16 protein-coding genes are annotated in these 18,403 nt (G+C 49.6%); 8 read left to right on the top strand and 8 right to left on the bottom strand.

Annotated elements, in window-relative coordinates:
• The first annotated feature begins 112 nt into the window (after positions 1-112).
• The gene (locus P159_RS0107100) at positions 113-2,758 is read left to right on the top strand and encodes an EAL domain-containing protein (RefSeq protein ID WP_029542758.1); all 2,646 of its coding nucleotides are present in this window, start codon (positions 113-115) and stop codon (positions 2,756-2,758) included.
• 161 nt (positions 2,759-2,919) lie between these two features.
• Here P159_RS0107100 and P159_RS0107095 read toward each other — a convergent pair whose 3' ends face one another.
• The 3 genes from P159_RS0107095 to P159_RS0107085 form a co-directional block, all read right to left on the bottom strand.
• Entirely contained in the window at positions 2,920-4,545 is a 1,626-nt protein-coding gene (locus P159_RS0107095) for an IS1182 family transposase (RefSeq protein ID WP_029542724.1), read from the bottom strand.
• Between the two features lie 622 nt (positions 4,546-5,167).
• Entirely contained in the window at positions 5,168-5,680 is a 513-nt protein-coding gene (locus tag P159_RS0107090; protein WP_029542756.1) for a flavodoxin family protein, read from the bottom strand.
• Positions 5,677-6,525: an alpha/beta hydrolase gene (locus tag P159_RS0107085; protein WP_349254355.1), complete on the bottom strand. Its 849-nt coding sequence runs from the start codon at positions 6,523-6,525 to the stop codon at positions 5,677-5,679. The genes P159_RS0107090 and P159_RS0107085 overlap by 4 nt, the downstream gene beginning before the upstream one ends.
• Between P159_RS0107085 and P159_RS0107080 the strand changes: the two genes are divergently transcribed.
• The 5 genes from P159_RS0107080 (at position 6,467) to P159_RS0107060 (ending at position 11,355) form a co-directional block, all read left to right on the top strand.
• Positions 6,467-7,309: a LysR family transcriptional regulator gene (locus P159_RS0107080; protein ID WP_051650211.1), complete on the top strand. Its 843-nt coding sequence runs from the start codon at positions 6,467-6,469 to the stop codon at positions 7,307-7,309. The two genes, P159_RS0107085 and P159_RS0107080, sit on opposite strands and share 59 nt — an antisense overlap.
• 425 nt (positions 7,310-7,734) lie before the next feature.
• The gene (locus tag P159_RS0107075) at positions 7,735-9,108 is read left to right on the top strand and encodes a transposase (RefSeq protein ID WP_029540897.1); all 1,374 of its coding nucleotides are present in this window, start codon (positions 7,735-7,737) and stop codon (positions 9,106-9,108) included.
• Positions 9,109-9,323: 215 nt separating this feature from the next.
• Positions 9,324-9,761, top strand: coding sequence for a radical SAM mobile pair system MarR family transcriptional regulator (locus P159_RS0107070; RefSeq protein WP_013282512.1), 438 nt, complete (start codon positions 9,324-9,326; stop codon positions 9,759-9,761).
• Entirely contained in the window at positions 9,758-10,456 is a 699-nt protein-coding gene (locus P159_RS0107065) for a radical SAM mobile pair protein A (RefSeq protein WP_029542751.1), read from the top strand. Before P159_RS0107070 ends, P159_RS0107065 begins: the two co-directional genes overlap by 4 nt.
• On the top strand, positions 10,432-11,355 hold the full coding sequence (locus tag P159_RS0107060; protein WP_029542749.1) for a radical SAM mobile pair protein B: 924 nt from the start codon (positions 10,432-10,434) through the stop codon (positions 11,353-11,355). The genes P159_RS0107065 and P159_RS0107060 overlap by 25 nt, the downstream gene beginning before the upstream one ends.
• 120 nt (positions 11,356-11,475) lie before the next feature.
• Here P159_RS0107060 and P159_RS0107055 read toward each other — a convergent pair whose 3' ends face one another.
• The 3 genes from P159_RS0107055 to P159_RS0107040 all read right to left on the bottom strand — a co-directional run bounded on the left by P159_RS0107055 (position 11,476) and on the right by P159_RS0107040 (position 15,177).
• Positions 11,476-11,880 (bottom strand): hypothetical protein, encoded by a 405-nt coding sequence (locus tag P159_RS0107055; RefSeq protein ID WP_029542747.1) that lies wholly within the window; start codon positions 11,878-11,880, stop codon positions 11,476-11,478.
• Positions 11,881-11,899: 19 nt separating this feature from the next.
• A complete protein-coding gene (locus tag P159_RS0107050) occupies positions 11,900-13,390 on the bottom strand; it encodes an IS66 family transposase (protein ID WP_029542745.1) in 1,491 nt (496 codons plus the stop codon).
• Positions 13,391-14,064: 674 nt separating this feature from the next.
• Positions 14,065-15,177: a polysaccharide deacetylase family protein gene (locus P159_RS0107040; protein ID WP_080705947.1), complete on the bottom strand. Its 1,113-nt coding sequence runs from the start codon at positions 15,175-15,177 to the stop codon at positions 14,065-14,067.
• Here P159_RS0107040 and P159_RS0107035 point away from each other — a divergent pair.
• Positions 15,166-15,363 (top strand): hypothetical protein, encoded by a 198-nt coding sequence (locus P159_RS0107035; RefSeq protein ID WP_029542739.1) that lies wholly within the window; start codon positions 15,166-15,168, stop codon positions 15,361-15,363. The genes P159_RS0107040 and P159_RS0107035 overlap by 12 nt on opposite strands.
• Before the next feature lie 142 nt (positions 15,364-15,505).
• Positions 15,506-17,290, top strand: a complete 1,785-nt coding sequence (locus P159_RS0107030) for a diguanylate cyclase (protein ID WP_051650210.1) — start codon at positions 15,506-15,508, stop codon at positions 17,288-17,290.
• 387 nt (positions 17,291-17,677) lie between these two features.
• On the opposite strand, the gene P159_RS0107025 is transcribed toward P159_RS0107030, so the two are convergent.
• Both P159_RS0107025 and P159_RS0107020 read right to left on the bottom strand, forming a co-directional pair.
• Positions 17,678-18,100: a putative toxin-antitoxin system toxin component, PIN family gene (locus P159_RS0107025; RefSeq protein ID WP_029542736.1), complete on the bottom strand. Its 423-nt coding sequence runs from the start codon at positions 18,098-18,100 to the stop codon at positions 17,678-17,680.
• 6 nt (positions 18,101-18,106) lie between these two features.
• On the bottom strand, positions 18,107-18,388 hold the full coding sequence (locus P159_RS0107020; RefSeq protein WP_318253531.1) for an AbrB/MazE/SpoVT family DNA-binding domain-containing protein: 282 nt from the start codon (positions 18,386-18,388) through the stop codon (positions 18,107-18,109).
• Positions 18,389-18,403: the final 15 nt, after the last annotated feature.

Below are 18,403 nucleotides of genomic sequence, written 5' to 3'. Positions count from 1 at the left end.
TCATCTTCCTGAGCAAAAGACCTTTGTAAGCAGGAAAATTCCCTTAATATCTAGAAGAAGTACTCATCTATCATTGCATAGCAGACCTGTTCATTTTTAGGAGGGCAGGAATATGAGTAAGCTGTTTCGCATCCTGCAGGGGCTTGTTTTTCTTGCCCTTTTTCTCTATCCTCATCCCCTGGGGGCAGCCCTACCCCCTCCCCCCCTGCCGAAGCTGCAGACCGTGCCTGTGCTGCGGGTGGGGTATGTGCCTTTGCCAGGAGTGTTCTTCAAGGACGAACACGGACTGTACAAGGGCATTGCCTTTGAATACCTTTCCACCGTTGCCAGCTACATGAACTGCTCACTTGATTTTTCTCCGGGCACAGAAGAAGAGAACCTGGAAAAGCTGGCAGCCGGGGAGCTTGACCTGGTGCCAACGGCCATGGCTCACGAGGAGCAGGGGCTTGCCAGCCTGAGCCTTGGCCCCAGCATAGGCTATGTGGCCTTCCAGGCAGAAAATGAGGAGCTGCGCCATAAGCTGCAGGCAGCTATCGGCGAGGTGGACAGCCTCGCCCCCTACTACCGCTTCCACCTGCTGGAGCGTTACCGCCCCATGGAGATTCCCTTGTCGCTGACAGCAGAGGAAAAGGCCTACCTGACAGAAAAGAAGGTGCTCCACAGCCTGACCTCCGAGGGACAGCCCCCCTACACCTACTTCAAGGACGGGGAGCATCTGGGCATCATTGCGGATATCATGGAAATCATCGCCAAGGATCTGGATATTTCCATCACCTCCGCCCCCCTGCAGAGTTCTGAAGCCCGCCTTCATGCCATGAATACCGGCGAGATTGACTTTATTGCTGACCTTTACGATGACTACAACTGGGCCGCCGAAAACGAAGTCTGGCTCACCAAGCCCTATCTGAAGATCGACTATGTGGCAGTGATGAATCGGGACCACCCCCTGCCGGATGCTCCCGTCATCGCCTGCGCCCGGGGACATTTCTACAACCGCACCTACACGGAATACCACTACCCCAGCTCCCAGGTGCGCTACTATCCCACCATGCAGGACTGCCTGCGGGCGGTGCATGACGGAGAAGCCGACATAGTCTTCACCAAGACCCTCACGGTGCAGAATGACATCTATGCCGGCGGCTACCTGAACCTCTACACCCCGGGCAGTGTGGTCTTTTCTCATTTTGTTTCCATCGGTGTGTCCCGCCACGCCGACCCCCGGCTCTTTTCCATCCTGAACAAGGAAATCAGCCACCTGCACACTCAGCAGATTGCCAGCATCCTCACCCGGCACGCCCACAGCATGGGCGAGTCCGGCACCCTCTTTGCCCTCATCTACTACCACCCCATGAAGACCATCGCCCTCATCGGCCTTGGCTTCCTGCTGCTCCTGCTGGCCATGGGCCTCTTCTTCTTCCAGAAGCGCCACTACCATAAAAAGCTCTATCACATGGCCTACACTGACCCCTTGACAGGTCTCCACAATATGGCCTGGCTCACCCAGCACCTGCCGGAGCTCATCAGCCAGCAAAGCCGCCTGCGGGAAGAGGGCAAGCTCTTCGTCATGTCCGTGACCCTTGACCGGCTGGCCTTCATGAAGGAAACCTTTGACCTCAAACTGCTCATGGAGAGCATGCTGGCCACCCTACAAGATTCCCGCACAGAAAACCCCTGGCTGCTGGCAGACGGCATCAACAGCGAGGGCACCTGCCTCTACTTCCTCTGCTGCGAACCCGAGGGCATGAGCATGAGACAGGCCGCGGAGAAATTCATCCGGGACGGCACCGTGATGACCATAGGCAAGGTGCCCACTATCTTCACCCACCGGGTGGGACTGATGCCGGTGCCCCCGGACGATGATGTGAGCGCCTCCTGGTTGCTGGACTGCGCCTACTCTGCCAAAATGGAAGCCATCGCCACCGACCAGAACCTCTTCATCTACGATGAACGCCTGGCAGAGCAATACCACCAGCGCCAGGAAATGGAAAGCCTTATGCACAAGGCCCTGGCAGCCCAGGAATTCCAGGTCTGGCTCCAGCCCAAATACGACCTGGCCACCCGCAACACCCTGGGAGCCGAAGCACTGGTGCGCTGGGAAAGCCCGGAGCTGGGCTTCCTGCCCCCCGGCGCTTTCATGGACCTGTTCGAGCGCAACGGCTTTGCGGTGGAGCTTGACTACTACGTGCTGGAAAGGGTCTGCGAGATACAGTCAGCCCGTCTCAAGAAGGGCCTGCCAGCCCTGCCCGTCTCCGTGAACCAGTCAGGCCTCCACATCACAGAGCAGGGTTATCTGGGACGCATGAGGGATATCATGGACAGGTGGAAGCTGATTCCCGGACTCATCGAGCTGGAAATCACGGAAACGGCCTTCATCGACTTCACCACCAAAGAGCAGCGGGAGGATGCCGCCCAGATCATCGACGACCTGCAAGCCATCGGCTACTCCCTCTCCATGGACGATTTCTGCACCGGCTACTCTTCTCTCTCCATGCTGCAGAACCTGCCCATGAACGTCATGAAGATAGACCGCGACATCCTCTGGGAGGCCGAAAAGTCCCCCCGCTCCATGAACATCCTGCGCCATATCATCGCCCTGGGCAAAGCCCTGTCCATGAGCGTGCTGGTGGAAGGCATCGAGACCAAAGAGCAGGAGGAGCTCCTGATAAAACTAGGCTGCGACAACGGCCAGGGCTTCTACTACGCCCGTCCCATGCCCGTGAAAGAATTTTACGAAGAATTCCTGCCGAAACACAGCTGAAAATCAGGGGGCTGTTGCATGAGTGTAATTCCACTTATGCACAGCCCCTTTTCCTTGTTGATGTATAAGAAGTTCCTATTCGTTGTAAAATCCACTAAAAATGAGCACAAGATACCAGGCGGTCTAAAAATCGCCTTTTTTCTTGTGCTCTTATTTTGTATTCAGGCTGCGTTATTCACAGGGAACAGGTGCTGGCCTGCTCTGTCTGACTGGATTTTGCAGTGCAGCTTTTGAATATTGTAAGCCATAGCCACCAGCATGATCTCAACAAGGACATTTGCTGTGCCGCGGCTCAGGAACCTTCGGAAATTCATGTCCGCCTTCATCATTGCAAATGCACCTTCTGCCTGTATGCTTCGGTTTATGCGCAGTTGTACTCCTTCTTTTGAGGTTATACGTTCCAAATCTTCCTGACGTTGGCGCAGAAACTGTTTGGATACTTCAAAGTGCTTGGTTCTCTCCTCCAGCGGGGTCTTGCAATGGTTTCCGTGTATGCACTGGCTCTTCAGCGGGCAATTGCCGCAATCCGCAGAACTGTAAAGGGTTATATTTCTTTTGAATCCTGTCCGGCTGCTGCGTACGAATTCCTTTGCAGCTGCAAGCTTCCTGCCCTGGGCGCATAAATAGGCATCTTCTTCTGGCAGATAGGTCATATTCTCCCTGCGCCCGATATCCTTTTTCCATTTTCTTGTCTTGCTCTTCTCATAATTGCTGGGCTTTATGAAGGCGCGCTGCCCGTTGGTCTCAAGATAGAGGTAGTTCTCTTCGCTTTCGTATCCTGCATCCGCAACCACATTGGGATAGCGGCGCTGCAGATGTTTCTCCATATCCTGAAGGAAAGGAATGAGTGTGGTTGTATCTGTAGGCTGGGGACCGACCGATGCCCATGTGATGAATTCAGAGTCCGTACCGCACTGGATGTTGTAGGCGGGCTTAAGCTGGCCGTTCTTCATGGCATCTTCCTTCATGCGCATGAAGGTGGCATCCGTGTCTGTCTTGGCAAAGCTATTGCGGTTGCCTAGAATGTGCAGATATGTATTGTATTTTTTGAGCCGGGCAATGAACTCGTCCAGCTGCTCCATTGTTTTCTGCAGGGCAGTCTTGCGCTTGCCCGTTCCCTTGACGAAGATGATGTCCTGCGCCTTCTGGCATGCCTTGAGCTTGCGGCGGAGCTTTTTGAGGTGCCTGACATGGATTTCATCGCCGTAATGCAGAGAAAGCGTGAACGCTTCCCTGGCTTTGCTGACAAAGGCAGGAAGCTTTGCCATGAGCTTGGCTTTGTTTTTAAGGACAGCCTTCTTCCAGACAAATTTATACTTGTTGGAGAAAGACTCAATCTTTGTTCCGTCAATGAAGATGTCTTTAAGGGAAATGACACCGAACTGTTCAAGCAGGAAGTCCATCTGGGCAAACAGTTCCTTGATGCAGGGGGCCAGATGTTTGGAACGGAATCTTGAGATGGTAACATGGTCAGGGGCCGGCTTGCCTTCCAGCAGGTACATGAAGTTGATGTCCCTTCGGCAGGCAGTCTCGATCCTGCGTGAGCTGAAAATATGGTTCATTCCGGCATAAACAAGGATGGCCAGCATCTGCCTGGGCGACGCCAGATTTCGATCTATCCTTTGATAGGTCTCCTCCAGTGACTTTATATCCATACCTCCAATGCAGTGGCGAAGCAGGCGGACGGGGTCATCTTTGCTAACCTGAAATTCAAGATTTAAGGGGAGAAACAGTTGATAATTCTCTCCTAAAGACGTATACTCTTTCTGTGAATTTGGTTTTTGCATACCTAAATTCTACACCTAATCCCGGGGCTTGAATGTCCCGGGATTATCTTTTTGCATAAAAAATGAGGCTGCTGCACGTTTGGATTACGTGCAACAGCCCCCTGATTTACACGATAATTGCCTACGCTCTGTTGTTTGACGCTTAGGAACTATCACGAAATAAATCAAACATCTTGCTTGTCTAAATTTCTGCTGTCTGCGTTGTCGTCGTTCGGCGTAGCCCGCTACGCCTCGCTCCTCCGCCTTGACAGCAAAAATTTATCCTACGCAATCTGCATAATTTATTTCGTTCCAGTTCCTTACGATAATTATCACGCTTTGCAGTTGTTGGATTATTTATATCACGGAAAAGTAGATTGTATTTATATTGATATATTCACGCAGAAAATGATACAATTTAATTTTTCCTGCCGAGCCGCATAGGGAAGGCTCGGTTTTGCCGCGAAGCCTTGATATTGCTGGATTCGCCAGTCAGGATAAATATGTGGTAAAGTGTGATGCTATATGCGTAATCGATGCTCGAGGAGGAAAGGAAACAGCCCGAGGGCATTCCAAAGAATACTCTCAGGCTGCTTAAGAAACAAAATCGTTGATATCGATTCCGTATATCAAACTTGTTTCATCATAAGTTCCTACCCATTTGCCGGATTGCAGAGAATACATCACGGTCATGGTTCGTGAAGATTCCCATATCCTCCAAGCCGAGATAACCAAGGAAATCTCCGTTATAGGAGAATTTTGCCCCCTCATACATGTTGTCATCCCCAGAGCTTAGAAACATCGCTATCTTTTGCAGACTATTTGGCGCAACAGGATAAAGGGAGGAGTAAAATCTGTCAATCACGCATTTCAACTGTCCCGAGATTCCGTGATAATAGATTGGCGAAGCCAACACAAGCATATTCGTTTCACGCAGTTTATCGTAAATTTCCTGCATATCGTCCTTTTGTGCGCACTGCCCGTTGCCTTTGCCGTGGCAATATTCACACGCAATGCAGCCTTTTATGTTCAGGCGGCATACATTTATGACATCGACTATATGACCGGCTTGCTCTGCCGCTTCCTTGAATACGCCCGTCATCTTTGCCGTGTTTCCATTCGGCCTGGGACTGCCGTTCAGCACAAGTATCCTCACGGTCTCACCTCATGAAAAGAGGCTTTGAAGAAGCTCTCCAGCTTGTCAAAGGGGATATACCCATGCGTCCCGCCGTCGTAGAGGTCGCAATGAATGGCTCCGGGAACAATCATAAGTTCCTTATTGCCTACTGTCATGCTTTGCCCATGAGGATTTGTGCCCGTCATTTTTTCAAAAGCATATTCGGAGAAATAGCGGCTGTGCGCCTTTTCGCCATGAACGAGAAGGACGGGAGTCTCGATTTCGTCTACGTAGGTGAGCTGGGGCATATTCATAAAAGTAAGCTGAGAGGTCAGATTGCGGCCGTTGTTGGAGTTGAGAGAACGGGGATGGTAGCCCCGCTTGGTTTTGTAGTAATCATAATACTGCTTGACGAAATCTGGGGCATCATCCGGCAAATTGTCGGGAACGCCGCCTTCATGGGCATAAGTTCCGCTCTTATAGTCTGCCGTGCGCTGGGCATTCAGTTTCCTGCGATTCTCCATGCGTTCGCGCTTGATGGTGGCGGCATCCTTTTCATAATCAAAATAGCCGTTGGCTGTAACCTTGCTCATGTCATACATGGTCATGATAGCGGATGCCTTGATTCTGGTGTCCATCGCGGCAGCGTTAAGCCCCAGGCCGCCCCAGCCGCAAATTCCGATGATGCCGATTTTCTCCGGGTCAACATTCGGCTGCACAGAAAGGAAGTCCACGGCTGCGCTGAAATCCTCCGTGTTGATATCCGGGGATGTCATATAGCGGGGAGAGCCGCCGCTTTCTCCCGTATAGGAGGGGTCAAAGGCGATGGTTAAAAAGCCCCGCGCCGCCGAAACATTGCATATCAGCCAGCCGACGCTTTCCAAAGAGCTGAAAGCATTGGAGTCGGAACTGGGGAAAAAACTTTTTACCCGTAGCAGCTTCAGCATCCGCCTGACGGAGGAGGGGATGCTGCTGCGGGATCGGGCAGCAGATCTTGTGGATATGGCAGACCGGATAGAGAGCGAATTCCTGACCATTTCCGACGTCACCGGCGGGGATATTTACCTGGGGCTTGCCGAGTCTTATCAGATACGTTATTTGGCAAGGGAGATAAAATTGTTGAAGGAAGCATATCCCGGCCTTCGCACACATATTGCCAGCGGTGACACGGAGCAAGTGGCAGACAGGCTCGACAAAGGGCTACTGGATTTTGCCGTCCTTGCCGAGGAGCCGAATCTTCGCAAGTACAACGCACTTGCCTTTCCGGCTGAAGATGTATGGGGGCTTATCATGCCCGAGGGGGATTCCCTCAGCGAAAAATCGTTTATCTGTTTCGATGATCTTCTCGGCTTGCCGCTTTTTTGCTCTGCCCAAGCATGGAATGGCGAGGTTGCCAGGTGGTGCGGCGGGCGGCAGGAAGAGCTCTCCTTGGAGGGTTCCTTCAAGCTGGCATATAATGGTTCGGTATTTGTCCGGGAGGGATTGGGCTATTTGCTGTCCTTTGACCGTCTGGTGGATACATCGAAAAGAAGCGGGCTATGCTTTCGCCCGCTCTCTCCGAAGCTGACAACAAAGCTGTACCTCGTTTGGAAGAAGTACCCGACATTTTCACCGATGGCAGAGCGCTTCCTGCAAAAAATAAAGCAGGTATTTTTGCCGATACGATAGGTGTAGCACGATATCGGGTATCGCCCGTTTTCCCGTCTCACTTCCTGCGCCTGCTTCCCGTCCTCCACCAGCGTTTCCGCAATCTCACGGTTCAGCTGGTTCAGACGGTCGCTCAGTGTCTTCACCTTCTCGGCGTAGGGGGTCTCCTGCTTTATAATCTCCTCAGCCTGGGCAATGTCCTTCTCTACCTTGGCAATCTCCCGCTTCTTATCAACCCTTCAGATTTTAATTATGTATATCGACAGTTTCAATAAATTTCTTAAATGAGTTCGCGGGACGACTGAATAGTTACGAACTCAAACTTCGCAGTTGTGAAACTGCCAAATTATTCGACTTGTACCATTTCCTAAAAAAATAGCATAAGCTCTCTCCGTTTTGTATAATGAAAGTGACAGCAATCATAACATAAACGGAGGGCTTATGCCATGAACATTGTATCACAGAATCATATCTTTGGTGAACAACTTTCTTCAAAAATATCTTGTTTCCTGGAAGAATTCCATGTTGGCAAGATACTCAAGGCCTGCAATGCCTATAAGGTTCGCGGTTTCTCTGTAAGCAATGTGTTTAAGGTTGCGTTCGAGAATGCCTTTCGCAACAAGTCCTTTTATCAGCAGGAAAAGATGGATTCATCTGTTATTCCCTTTGCTAAAGATACCTTTTACCGTTTCATGAATTCCAGTTGTGTCAACTGGCGCAAATTCACTCTGCAGCTTGGTAAATCCATCATTCAAAAAATTGTACCTCTTACCAATGAAAACCGGCGCAACGTGCTTATCATCGATGACTCCTTGTTAAGCAGGGCACGTTCCAAGAATGTGGAGCTGCTTGCCAAGGTGTTTGACCACGTCGAGCACAAGTATACGCGGGGGTTCCGCATGCTGACTCTCGGCTGGAGTGATGGGAATTCGTTTCTGCCACTCAGCCACTGTCTGCTTTCATCTGCCAATCGTGTCAATCGGCTGCAGGAGTCTTCGGATAAGATCGACTCGCGTAGCAACGGCGGGAAACAGCGCAAGCTGGCACAGACTAAGGCTACCGTTGTTATGCAGAAGCTCTTGGCTGAGGCAAAATCTATGGAGATTCCAGCCCGCTACGTTCTTTTTGACACCTGGTTCTGTTCACCGTCTTCCCTTGTTCAAGTCAAGGAACTCGGCTTCGATGCCATTGCTATGGTAAAAAAGTCTGAAAACAGTCATTTCCTTCATGACGAACGCATGAAGAGTGTAATGGCAATCTTTCGCCAGTCTAAAAAGCGTCCTGGTTGCTCAAAGTATCTGCTTTCAGTAGAGGCGGCGGTGGTAAAGGAAGGAAAAACTCTGCCAGTCAAACTCGTTTTCGTTAGGAACAGAAGCAACCCCAAGGACTATCTAATCTTGGTATCCACAGATACCTGTTTGTCTGAGGAAGACATCATCCAGACTTATGGAAAGCGCTGGAATATCGAGGTTTTCTTCAAGATATGCAAGTCATTCCTGAAACTTGGGAAAGAAAGCCACGCTCTGTCTTATGATGCAATGACATCACATGTATCCGTTGTATTTGCAAGGTATATGATGTTGTCACTAGAGCAGCGCCGGAATGTCGATAAACGGAGCATAGGTGAGCTATTCTATCTCGCTTATGACGAATTGCAGGATCTGCGTTATCTCGATGCCTTGGTGTTGCTCTTGAAAGAACTTATTGCTACGGTAAAGGGAAAGACGTTTTTTATGGAAAAGGAACTGGACATGATGCTCGATTTGTTCTTGGAAAATCTGCCGAATTTATGGAACAAGTGTTTGAAACGCTGTGCATGAGGCAGACTTTCTAGGAGTCATGGCTCTACACCGCACATAGGTGCTGGCCTGTTTCTCTTGTGCGAAGTTTGAGTTACGAAAAGAATTATAATGTAGAGCATAGCCTTGGCAGGCCGTCGCGCAGCGACTTAGTTCTACTGGAAGTTATGATATGTGTGCTTGACACAAATACTCCTATATGGTAGTATAAAACTACGATATAGGAGTATTTAATTATGAAGACAAATGGTGGATTTCTTGTTACAAAAATAAAACAGCTGGGTGATCGTATATTTGAAAGGATACTGGCAGAAAAAAACATTGATGCATTTAACGGAGCTCAGGGAAGGATTCTTTATGTCTTATGGCAGGAAGATGGTGTTCCTATTAAAATTATTTCCGAGAAAAGCGGACTTGCAATTACTTCACTTACGACCATGCTTGAGCGGATGGAAAAAAACGGACTGATAAGCCGCAAAACGGATGAAGCTGATAAGAGAAAAACTCTTCTGTTCCTCACAGATAAAGCCAAAGAACTTAAAGAAGCTTATGACTCCGTATCCAATGAGATGGGGAATATTTATTATCGTGATTTTACGGATAAAGAGATTCTTCAGTTTGAAGAGTATCTTAACCGCATCAGGGTAAACCTTGAGGAATGGAGTGACAAATGAGTATCTGTATTAAAGATCAGATTCAGAACATGAATCTTGTTATAGGGTGCACTGTTGGATGTCCGTACTGCTATGCCAGAAACAATACGAGGCGTTATCACATCATAGATGATTTTGAAAAGCCACAGTTTTTTCAAGGAAAGCTTCGTATGATGGAAAAGAAAAAGCCGCAGAATTTTCTGCTGACCGGCATGAGCGATCTCTCGGGCTGGCATGAGGAATGGAGAGAGGAAGTCTTTAAAAAGATAGCAGAGAATCCTCAGCACCAGTTTCTTTTTCTTACCAAACGACCGGATCTTCTGTCTTTTGAAACAGATCTTGATAATGCATGGTTTGGCGTTACAGTTACGAGAAAGTCTGAGTTATGGCGTATTGATGCACTGCGGAGCAATGTGAAGGCAAAAAAATATCATGTTACCTTTGAGCCTTTGTTCGATGATCCGGGTAAGGTTGATCTTGCAGGCATTGACTGGATTGTGGTGGGAACCATGACAGGTGCAAAGAGCAGGACTGTTAAAACAGATTCCGGGTGGGCTTATTCATTGACAGAACAGGCTCATGAACTGAACATTCCTGTATTCTGGAAAGAAGATCTTGTTCCGATTATGGGAGAAGAAATGATACAGGAAATGCCGGATGCTTTTAACAAAGTGCTGGAGGAACAGAGGATATGGAACAACCAGAAATCAAAGTAAATCATATAGAAACAAAAAGTGTAATGACAAAATCGAATACTCCTATTGGAGGATATTCGGTGAATCCCTATGTGGGGTGTCCCCATGCCTGTAAATACTGCTACGCATCTTTTATGAAACGCTTTACAGGGCATACGGAGGAATGGGGAACTTTCATGGATGTGAAAGACTGGCCTGAAATAAAGAATCCAAAGAAGTATGCCGGCCAGAAGGTGATCATTGGAACAGTTACGGATGGTTATAATCCGCTAGAGAAAACATATAAAAATACAAGAAGACTTCTGGAAGAACTAAAGGACAGTGGTGCGGACATACTTATCTGCACAAAGTCAGACCTTGTACTAAGAGATCTGGATCTGCTAAAAGAGATCAATGAAAATAGCAGACTTACAGTATCATGGTCAATCAATACTCTCGATGAAGAGTTTAAAGATGATATGGATGCGGCAGTAAGCATAGAAAGAAGGCTTGCTGCAATGAAAGAGGTATATGCGGCAGGCATTCGTACAATTTGCTTCATTTCACCCGTGTTCCCGGGGATTACGGATATAGAAGCAATCATAGACAGGACAAAAGATCAGTGTGACCTTGTATGGCTTGAGAATCTGAATCTTCGCGGAGGTTTTAAGGCAGATATCATGAAATACATTTCCGATAAACATCCGGATCTGGTGCCGCTGTATGACGAAATTTATAACAAAAAGAACCGCAGCTATTTTGAAGCGCTGGAAAAGAAAGCAGAAGAGCTGGCTAAAAAGTATGATTGCAGGTTTGTTGATAATGAAACTCCGTATGAGAGAGTAGAGAAAGGACATCCAACAATCGTAGATTACTTTTACCACGAAGAAGTAAGAGGTACTGCCAATAGTGGAAAGAGAAATGTAATACATAATCCTTGATGGAAGAATAAACCGGAAGTTAATCGCACAACTTCAAGTTTGTGCATATAGAAACACTTTTGTAAAAAGGGAGAATAATAAAACCATTTTGCCATTTACTAGGCAGAATGGTTTTTATTATCAACCGCAAGCATCGCTTCCTATGATCTCGTACCAATACATGGCATTGACGCATTGAGCACCGCTTATATACTTCTCTTTTGTTGTTAAGCCATCATAGCTCTCGCCTTGGTTACCAACATTAACATTTCCATTGGCTACGGACTGGATGACAGAGGTGTCTATAAGACCTTGATTAACAAGCCAAGAGAGACCATCAATGAATCCGATTAAATGGAAAAGGCGTTCGTTAGAAGTCATAAAAAGTTCGCCATTTTCTTTGTACTGTTTCATTCGATAGCTTTTTTCCATGATGGAAGAAAAAGATTTGTTAAACTGTAGAGAGTAACTAAGACCAGCTTTTCTTTTCAGATATGTGTCGAAAGCAAAGCTTGTCAGAGTTCTCCAAAATTCGTCCCTTGTCATATATGACCTCACAATGTAACTATTCAGTCGCCCCTCCTAAGGCCAGCATAGGAGTTCCATAAAACAGCAATTCCAATGCCCGCAGAGAAGTACAGCCTCTCTTCTTTGCCGTGCTCAAATAGGAATTGAACTTGGCGAAAAGTTTGGCACCTTCATCTGTGCGGAAACAGCCGCTTACTTTCTGCTTGACCTTTGCATGACGCAAATCACGCTCTGCCAGGTTGTTGTCAAACGGCACACTAAAGTCACAGAAGAACAGGCAGACTGCCTCATATAGCCGCTCCATGCGCTTTATGAAGGCATTCGCCTTTCCTCTGGCCTTGCGTCCCCTTTTTGTCTCCGCCTCCTGCTGTATGGGAGGATGCTGAACCTGCCCTATCTTGACAGCGTTGCTGAAGATTGTCAGGAACCGCCTCATATAGTATTTTCCTGCTTCCCCCTTTCCCTTGGCCATGCGCTTCTTCTTGGCCTCATGCATAGATGTGAGAAGCCACGGGAAAAAGCTGAAGAAGATGGACTGGGGATACATCTCATGCAGCCCCTTGCATTCCCGCAGCAGATGGGCGCAGCATACCCCATGTCCCCCAAGTTTTTCATAATTCCAGTACGGCCCCCAGCAGTCATGGATGGCAATGCCGGTGAAATATGGAAGAATGCCAGCATTGTCCATGCCGGTCTTGCCACGGCTTTCATCCACCGACTGGTAGGTAGCATCAGGCGTGGAGGCTGTGTGCATGTACTGCTGTTTTCCGTTCACCCGAAGATATGTCTCATCAAAGTTGACCACAGCACTGCCGAGCACTTCCCTGCGTATGTACTCCAGAGGGTCTTCCATCTTTGACTTGCACATGTTGAGGAAATTGACCAGGGAGCTGGCACTGATGGTGCATGATGTCATCTCGCGAAGCAGCTGGCTGGCTTTCTTGAAGCTGACAGCGCATTCCGTGACCAGGGCTACTCCCAGGGCTTTGATCTTGTGGCCGTATTGCTTGGAGGCAATAGCATCTGCCGGGAATTCTCCGATTAGCAGCTCATTGTTCCTGCAGGGGCAGAGTGCTTCCATCTGCTGATATTCCGTTCTCTCCAGCTTCACGCTTATATCTATGACATTGCGCCGATTCCGCACACGGGAAGCGCACTCATGCCGCTGCGCGCAGTTCTGGCACAGGCTTGGGAGACAGGCTACCTCAAAATCCACTTTCTGCATCATCTTGAAGCCGTGTCCCTCATGCCCGTTCTGGCCACCTTTTTTCCTGCTGGAAGGCTCACGAAGAGATCTAGAGGCAGGTTTCTTTAAACCGTCCGAGGATGGAGGCTTGCTGCTGTTCTGGCTGGTGGTGTTAAGTTTTGCTTTCAATTCGACAATCTCAGCTTTCAATTTATCGTTTTCAGCCTTGAGTTCAGCAATGACCTTGTCGCGCTTGGCAATTTCATGAGCAGCCCAAGCTTTTAAGGTGGTGATCTCATTTTGGAGCGACAATACCAATTCTTCGAGTTGTTTGCTTTCCATGACAAATCACACCACCTTTCAGATTTTTATCATGTATATCGACAGTTTCAATAAATTTCTTAAATGGGTTCAAGAGGCGACTGAACAGTTACAGCAGAAAGACCGCAGCCCTTGCGTATATTGGCCTTGTAAAGGAGCTTGGCAATTTGAAGATTCCTTAAGACAGAGAAAATCTGATTTTGGGACTGTTCAAAAGAATAGTTTTGGTATAACATGGAGTCAGCACCTTTCTGGTATTTGGGTTGTAGCTGATTCCATTATACCAAGGACAGGTGCTATTTTGTTGTCAAGAAAGGCTTTATATCCTATGCGATACCAGTATTTTCAAGAGATTAGCCTTATTTTCGTGGTGGGAAAGTTGAGTTATTTATTAGGAACAATATACTCTAAGCCGTCACCACTTCTCCAGCATATGCCGCACCAGCCGCGCGGAGTTCTTAGCCGCTTCCTCCTAAAATCCCTCGAAGCCCACATGGGCACACAAAAAGCCCCCGGGTGATGAGTCCAGGGGCTTCGCTCGCGAGATATCCTTACCAATTTTTTAATGTCCGTAGCCGCAAGTGTAGTCGCATACTACATATGCAAATGGCTGGACAGCCGCTTTCGCAACTAGTATTCCGTGCCTAAGGGAGTGATGACCCCAAGGGCGAAGGCTCAGCTTCGGCTGGGCCTTTTTATGGCTTGGCCATCCTCATGCGCTGGTCATAGCCGTCTGTGAGGTAATCCCCCAGCAGAGCCACCTTGAACTTGCCAGGATGGCCCTCCGGCAGCTTGTCGTTGGCGGTGAGGAGGATGTCCAGGGCCTTGGGGGTGAGTTTGGCGGTGGAGCTCATGTGCATGATGAGGATGGCGCCCCGGCGCACCCTGCCCCTTTCGTCATGGGCAATGTGATTCATGATGCCCACCAGGGACTGGAGGGACACGGCTCCGTAGTCCTCGGTGCTGCCGTAGCCGTTGACTATATAGGTGAAGCCTGCATTGAGGATGGTCTTGCAGCCTGTGCGGCTGATGGCCAGCGTAGGCGGGCGCAGCAGGCGGGTGAGAGCAGGACGGCCGCTAGGGAGCCGCATATCCCCCACTACGGAGAGGAGCTTGGGATAGGAGCTTCGCACATCCTCTTCGTATTCTTCCTCTGTTTCCACCGGCACCTGATGGCCCCTTTCATCTTGCTTGGCCATGGGCACGTGGTTGTTGGTGTGGCTGCCGATTTCATTGCCGCTGGCAGCTATGGCCCGCAGGAGGTTCGGATTGTTGGGCATATTGCGGGTGATGATGAAGAAGGTGCCATTTACCCCATGCTTTTTCAGCACATAGAGGATTTTATTGATGGATTCATCCTGTCCCCAGTCATCAAAGGTGAGAAAGATGGTTTTCTCCGGCGCATTTTTTACCAGCCCCGTCTTGTCCGCCTCAGCCATTTCCTTGCGGGAAAAGCCCAGCATGCGGTCATCCGGGGAAACCTCCGGAGCGCCGATATAGCGGGAAAGAAAAGCCTCGCGGAAGTTTTCCTCCGTCACCCAGTCCCGGCCATACTCCGGCTGCATTTCCTCCGGTAGATTATCAAGCTCCACCGGCTCGTAAGCTGCCGCCAGATCCGCTGCCACCTCACCTAAAGAAGCGGTATGGTAGGCAGAATCATTGCCCGCATTGGAGCCTGATTCTTCATAGCCGATATTGTCGATTTTCTTTTCCTTGATTTCCTGCAGCATCTCTGCCGCCAGGGCAAGCTGCTCTCCCAGTACGAAGGCATCAAGGACATCCCTGACGGCTGGGCCGTGACCAAGCATTACATCCTGCAGGCAGGGGATGACGGCGACATGGTCATCTACAACCGGGAGGACGGCAAGAAAGTCTTCGACTCCAAGCTGCGTGACATGAAGCCTTCCTACCTGGCTCCCATGGGTGACGACATGGTGCTGCTGTGCAGCAATTCCTTCGGCGAGCTGAAGTTCTTCATCATGGATTTGAAATAAACGGAATAAAAGCTGCGCGACTGCCAGAGGCTCGGAGTGCTTACGCCCCCCGAGCCTTTTATTTGCAATCTTGCAGGAATATCCCCTTGACTGATAGAATGTAGTGCTTGATCATCTTTGCAAAGAGAGGTGCATTGCTGCCATGTCGGATACCCATTACCAAAAAAAGTCCTTCATCTATACCATCGAAGAAAAATGCACCGGCTGCAACAAGTGCATAAATGCCTGTCCCGTGGACTGCGCCAACCAGGTATACAGGAGCTATGACGGTGAGCTCAAAGTCGAGGTAGACCCTGAATACTGCATCTCCTGCGGCGCCTGCATAGCCGCCTGCGACCATCAGGCCAGGGACTATCTGGACGATACGGAGCAGTTTTTCCTGGATTTGGCCACAGGTAGCGAGCCCATGACCGTGGTAGCAGCCCCCTCCGCCCAGGTGCATTTCCCGGAGCTGAAGAACCTTTTCGGCTGGCTGAAATCACTGGGCGTCGCGGGCATATACGATGTCTCCTTCGGGGCAGATATAGCCACCTGGGCCTATCTGCGGGCCAGAGAAGCGGGCCGCCTGCCCGCCTCGGTCATTGCCCAGCCCTGCTCCTCGGTGGTGAAATACTGCCTGCGCTACGCACCGGAGCTTCTCCCTGCCTTGGCCCCCGTCCACAGCCCCCTGATTTGCCTGGGGCTATACCTGCGCCGTACCCTGGGCATAAAGGGGCGCATCGCTTTCCTTTCCCCCTGCGTAGCCAAGGCTGAGGAAATACGGGACAAGAACACGCAAGGAACTGTGCAGTACAATGTGACCTATGCCAAGCTCAAGGACAAGCTGGAACGGGAGCGGATAGACCTCTCTGCCTTCCCGCCTGTGGATTTTGACGGACAGTCTGCCGGGGTGGGCCATGTCTACAGCCGCCCTGGCGGCCTTTCTGAAACCATCCGCATCACTGACCCGGAGATATGGATACGCTCCCTGGATGCGGTGAGCAATGTCTATCCATACCTGCAGGAGTACCACAGCCGCCGGCAGGAGCACAAGCCCCTGCCCGAACTGGTGGATGTGCTGAACTGCCGCGGCGGCTGCAACTATGGCACCGGCACCAGGCGGGATGTGGCCCGTGATGATGTGGACTACCTTACGAACCAGCAGAAAAAGCAGGCGACAGAGGAAAAAGTCAGGTATACCGAGGCGGGAATCAGCTACGCTCCCAACGAATATTTTGACCAGCATCTGGACTGGCAGGATTTCCTGCGGGTCTACACCCCCATTCCCATCAAAAACCCACGCTTCACAGACGAAGACCTGCAGGAGGTCTATGCCCAGCTGCACAAGACCACCCCAAAAGCGCAGAACATCAACTGCCACGCCTGCGGCTATGGCACCTGCAAGCGCTTTGCCCAGGCTTTGAAGCTGGGGTTGAATGTGCCGGAAAGCTGCGTGGACTACGACCGCAACCAGCTGAAAATAGACCCCCTGACCAAACTCCTGAACCACGGCGGCCTGACCGAGACTCTGGACAACCTCTTGAACCCATACAGCAAGGAGGCTTCTAGCCTTTCCCTCATCATGATGGATGTGGACGATTTCAAATCCGTCAATGACACCTACGGCCACGATGTGGGCGACATCGCCCTGATAACGGTAGCCGATGCAATCAGGCAGCACATACGCCCTGCCGACTTTGCCGGACGCTGGGGCGGCGATGAGTACATGATCATCCTGCCACAGACAGGAGAAGATGAAGCAACAGAGGTAGCTGCCCGCATCCGTGCCGCCATAGCCGCCGCCCGGGTGCTCCCCGACGGCGCCAGCTTCACCTCCAGCTCAGGCGTGACCACCGCCTACCCCGGGGACACTCCCCAAAAAATCTTCAAGCGGGCCGACAGGGCGCTCTACGATTCCAAGAAGCTCAAAAATAAATTTCACTATTAAGTGCAAAAGGGCAAGAGCCGTAAAAGCTCCTGCCCTTTTCATGTTTTGTTTTTATAGTGAACGCAATATCTTATTTTAGTTTGCCTCCCCCGTTTACGGGGAGGCTATTCATCAAATATTATTGCGTTCACTGTAATTACAGCACTTTACAACTTTTTATGGGAGTTCGCTACAAATGTCATAATTCCTGCATTCATATCCATTTTGCCACCCCTTGAAGCAACAATATCACCAATCCTGGCATATCTTCCATCCGCCCGACTTCATGCCACTCCCCACAACGCCAAAAGACCCCGAAGCCCTTATTGTAGGTTCGAGGTCTTTATGCATTCTTGTACTTGTAACAAATAAACTATGATTTTGCTGTTCCTATCTTATTCTGCACAATCATAAATGTCTTTTTTCTTCATTTTCCATCGCTAGAAAATCTGCCGCTGTCATTATTTTAGGACAACTAATGCCCGATTCCAAAAAATCCTTATCCCCAGTCAGTATGACATCCACCTTCGAGGCTACAGCTGCTCTCATAATGCCCCTGTCATTAACATCCCGAATTGAGGCTTCCTCTTCTGTCAACACCTCCGGCACCTGCACCACCTCTATAACGGAAAGCGCCAACGCCAGGAATCGCTCCATTGCAGATATCTTCTTGGGAAACTTCCTGTTGAATATGCGCCGTAGCTCATCAATATTCTGAGTACAAACCACCCCGGAGTTAGGATAGGACACGGCCTTCATATAGGCTTGGAACGGGGTTCCGCTTCCCAATATCGCCGAAATCAATATGTTGGTGTCAATCAGTATACGCATTGTTCCTCATTCTCCCTCGCTGCGTATCTCTTTTACCATGTCATTGACAGCTTCCTCTGAAGTCAGCCCAGTCCGTTCAGCTTCACCTGCCATTTCATTCTGTAGCATCTGCATAGCATACACTGCAGAATTAACCATACGAACAGAACCTTTTTCGACAATAAAGGTTACCCGGCTTCCGCTGTCAAGTCCCAGTACGCTTCTTACATCCTTTGGTATAGTTACCTGACCTTTGGCCATGACTTTGGCATTATCTATAAAAGTATCCGGTACATTCGCTGCCATCATGATAAAAACCTCCTT

The organism is Selenomonas sp. AB3002, assembly GCF_000702545.1.
Lineage (GTDB): Bacteria > Bacillota > Negativicutes > Selenomonadales > Selenomonadaceae > Selenomonas_B > Selenomonas_B ruminantium_A.
This window is presented reverse-complemented; position numbering and strand designations above follow the sequence as displayed.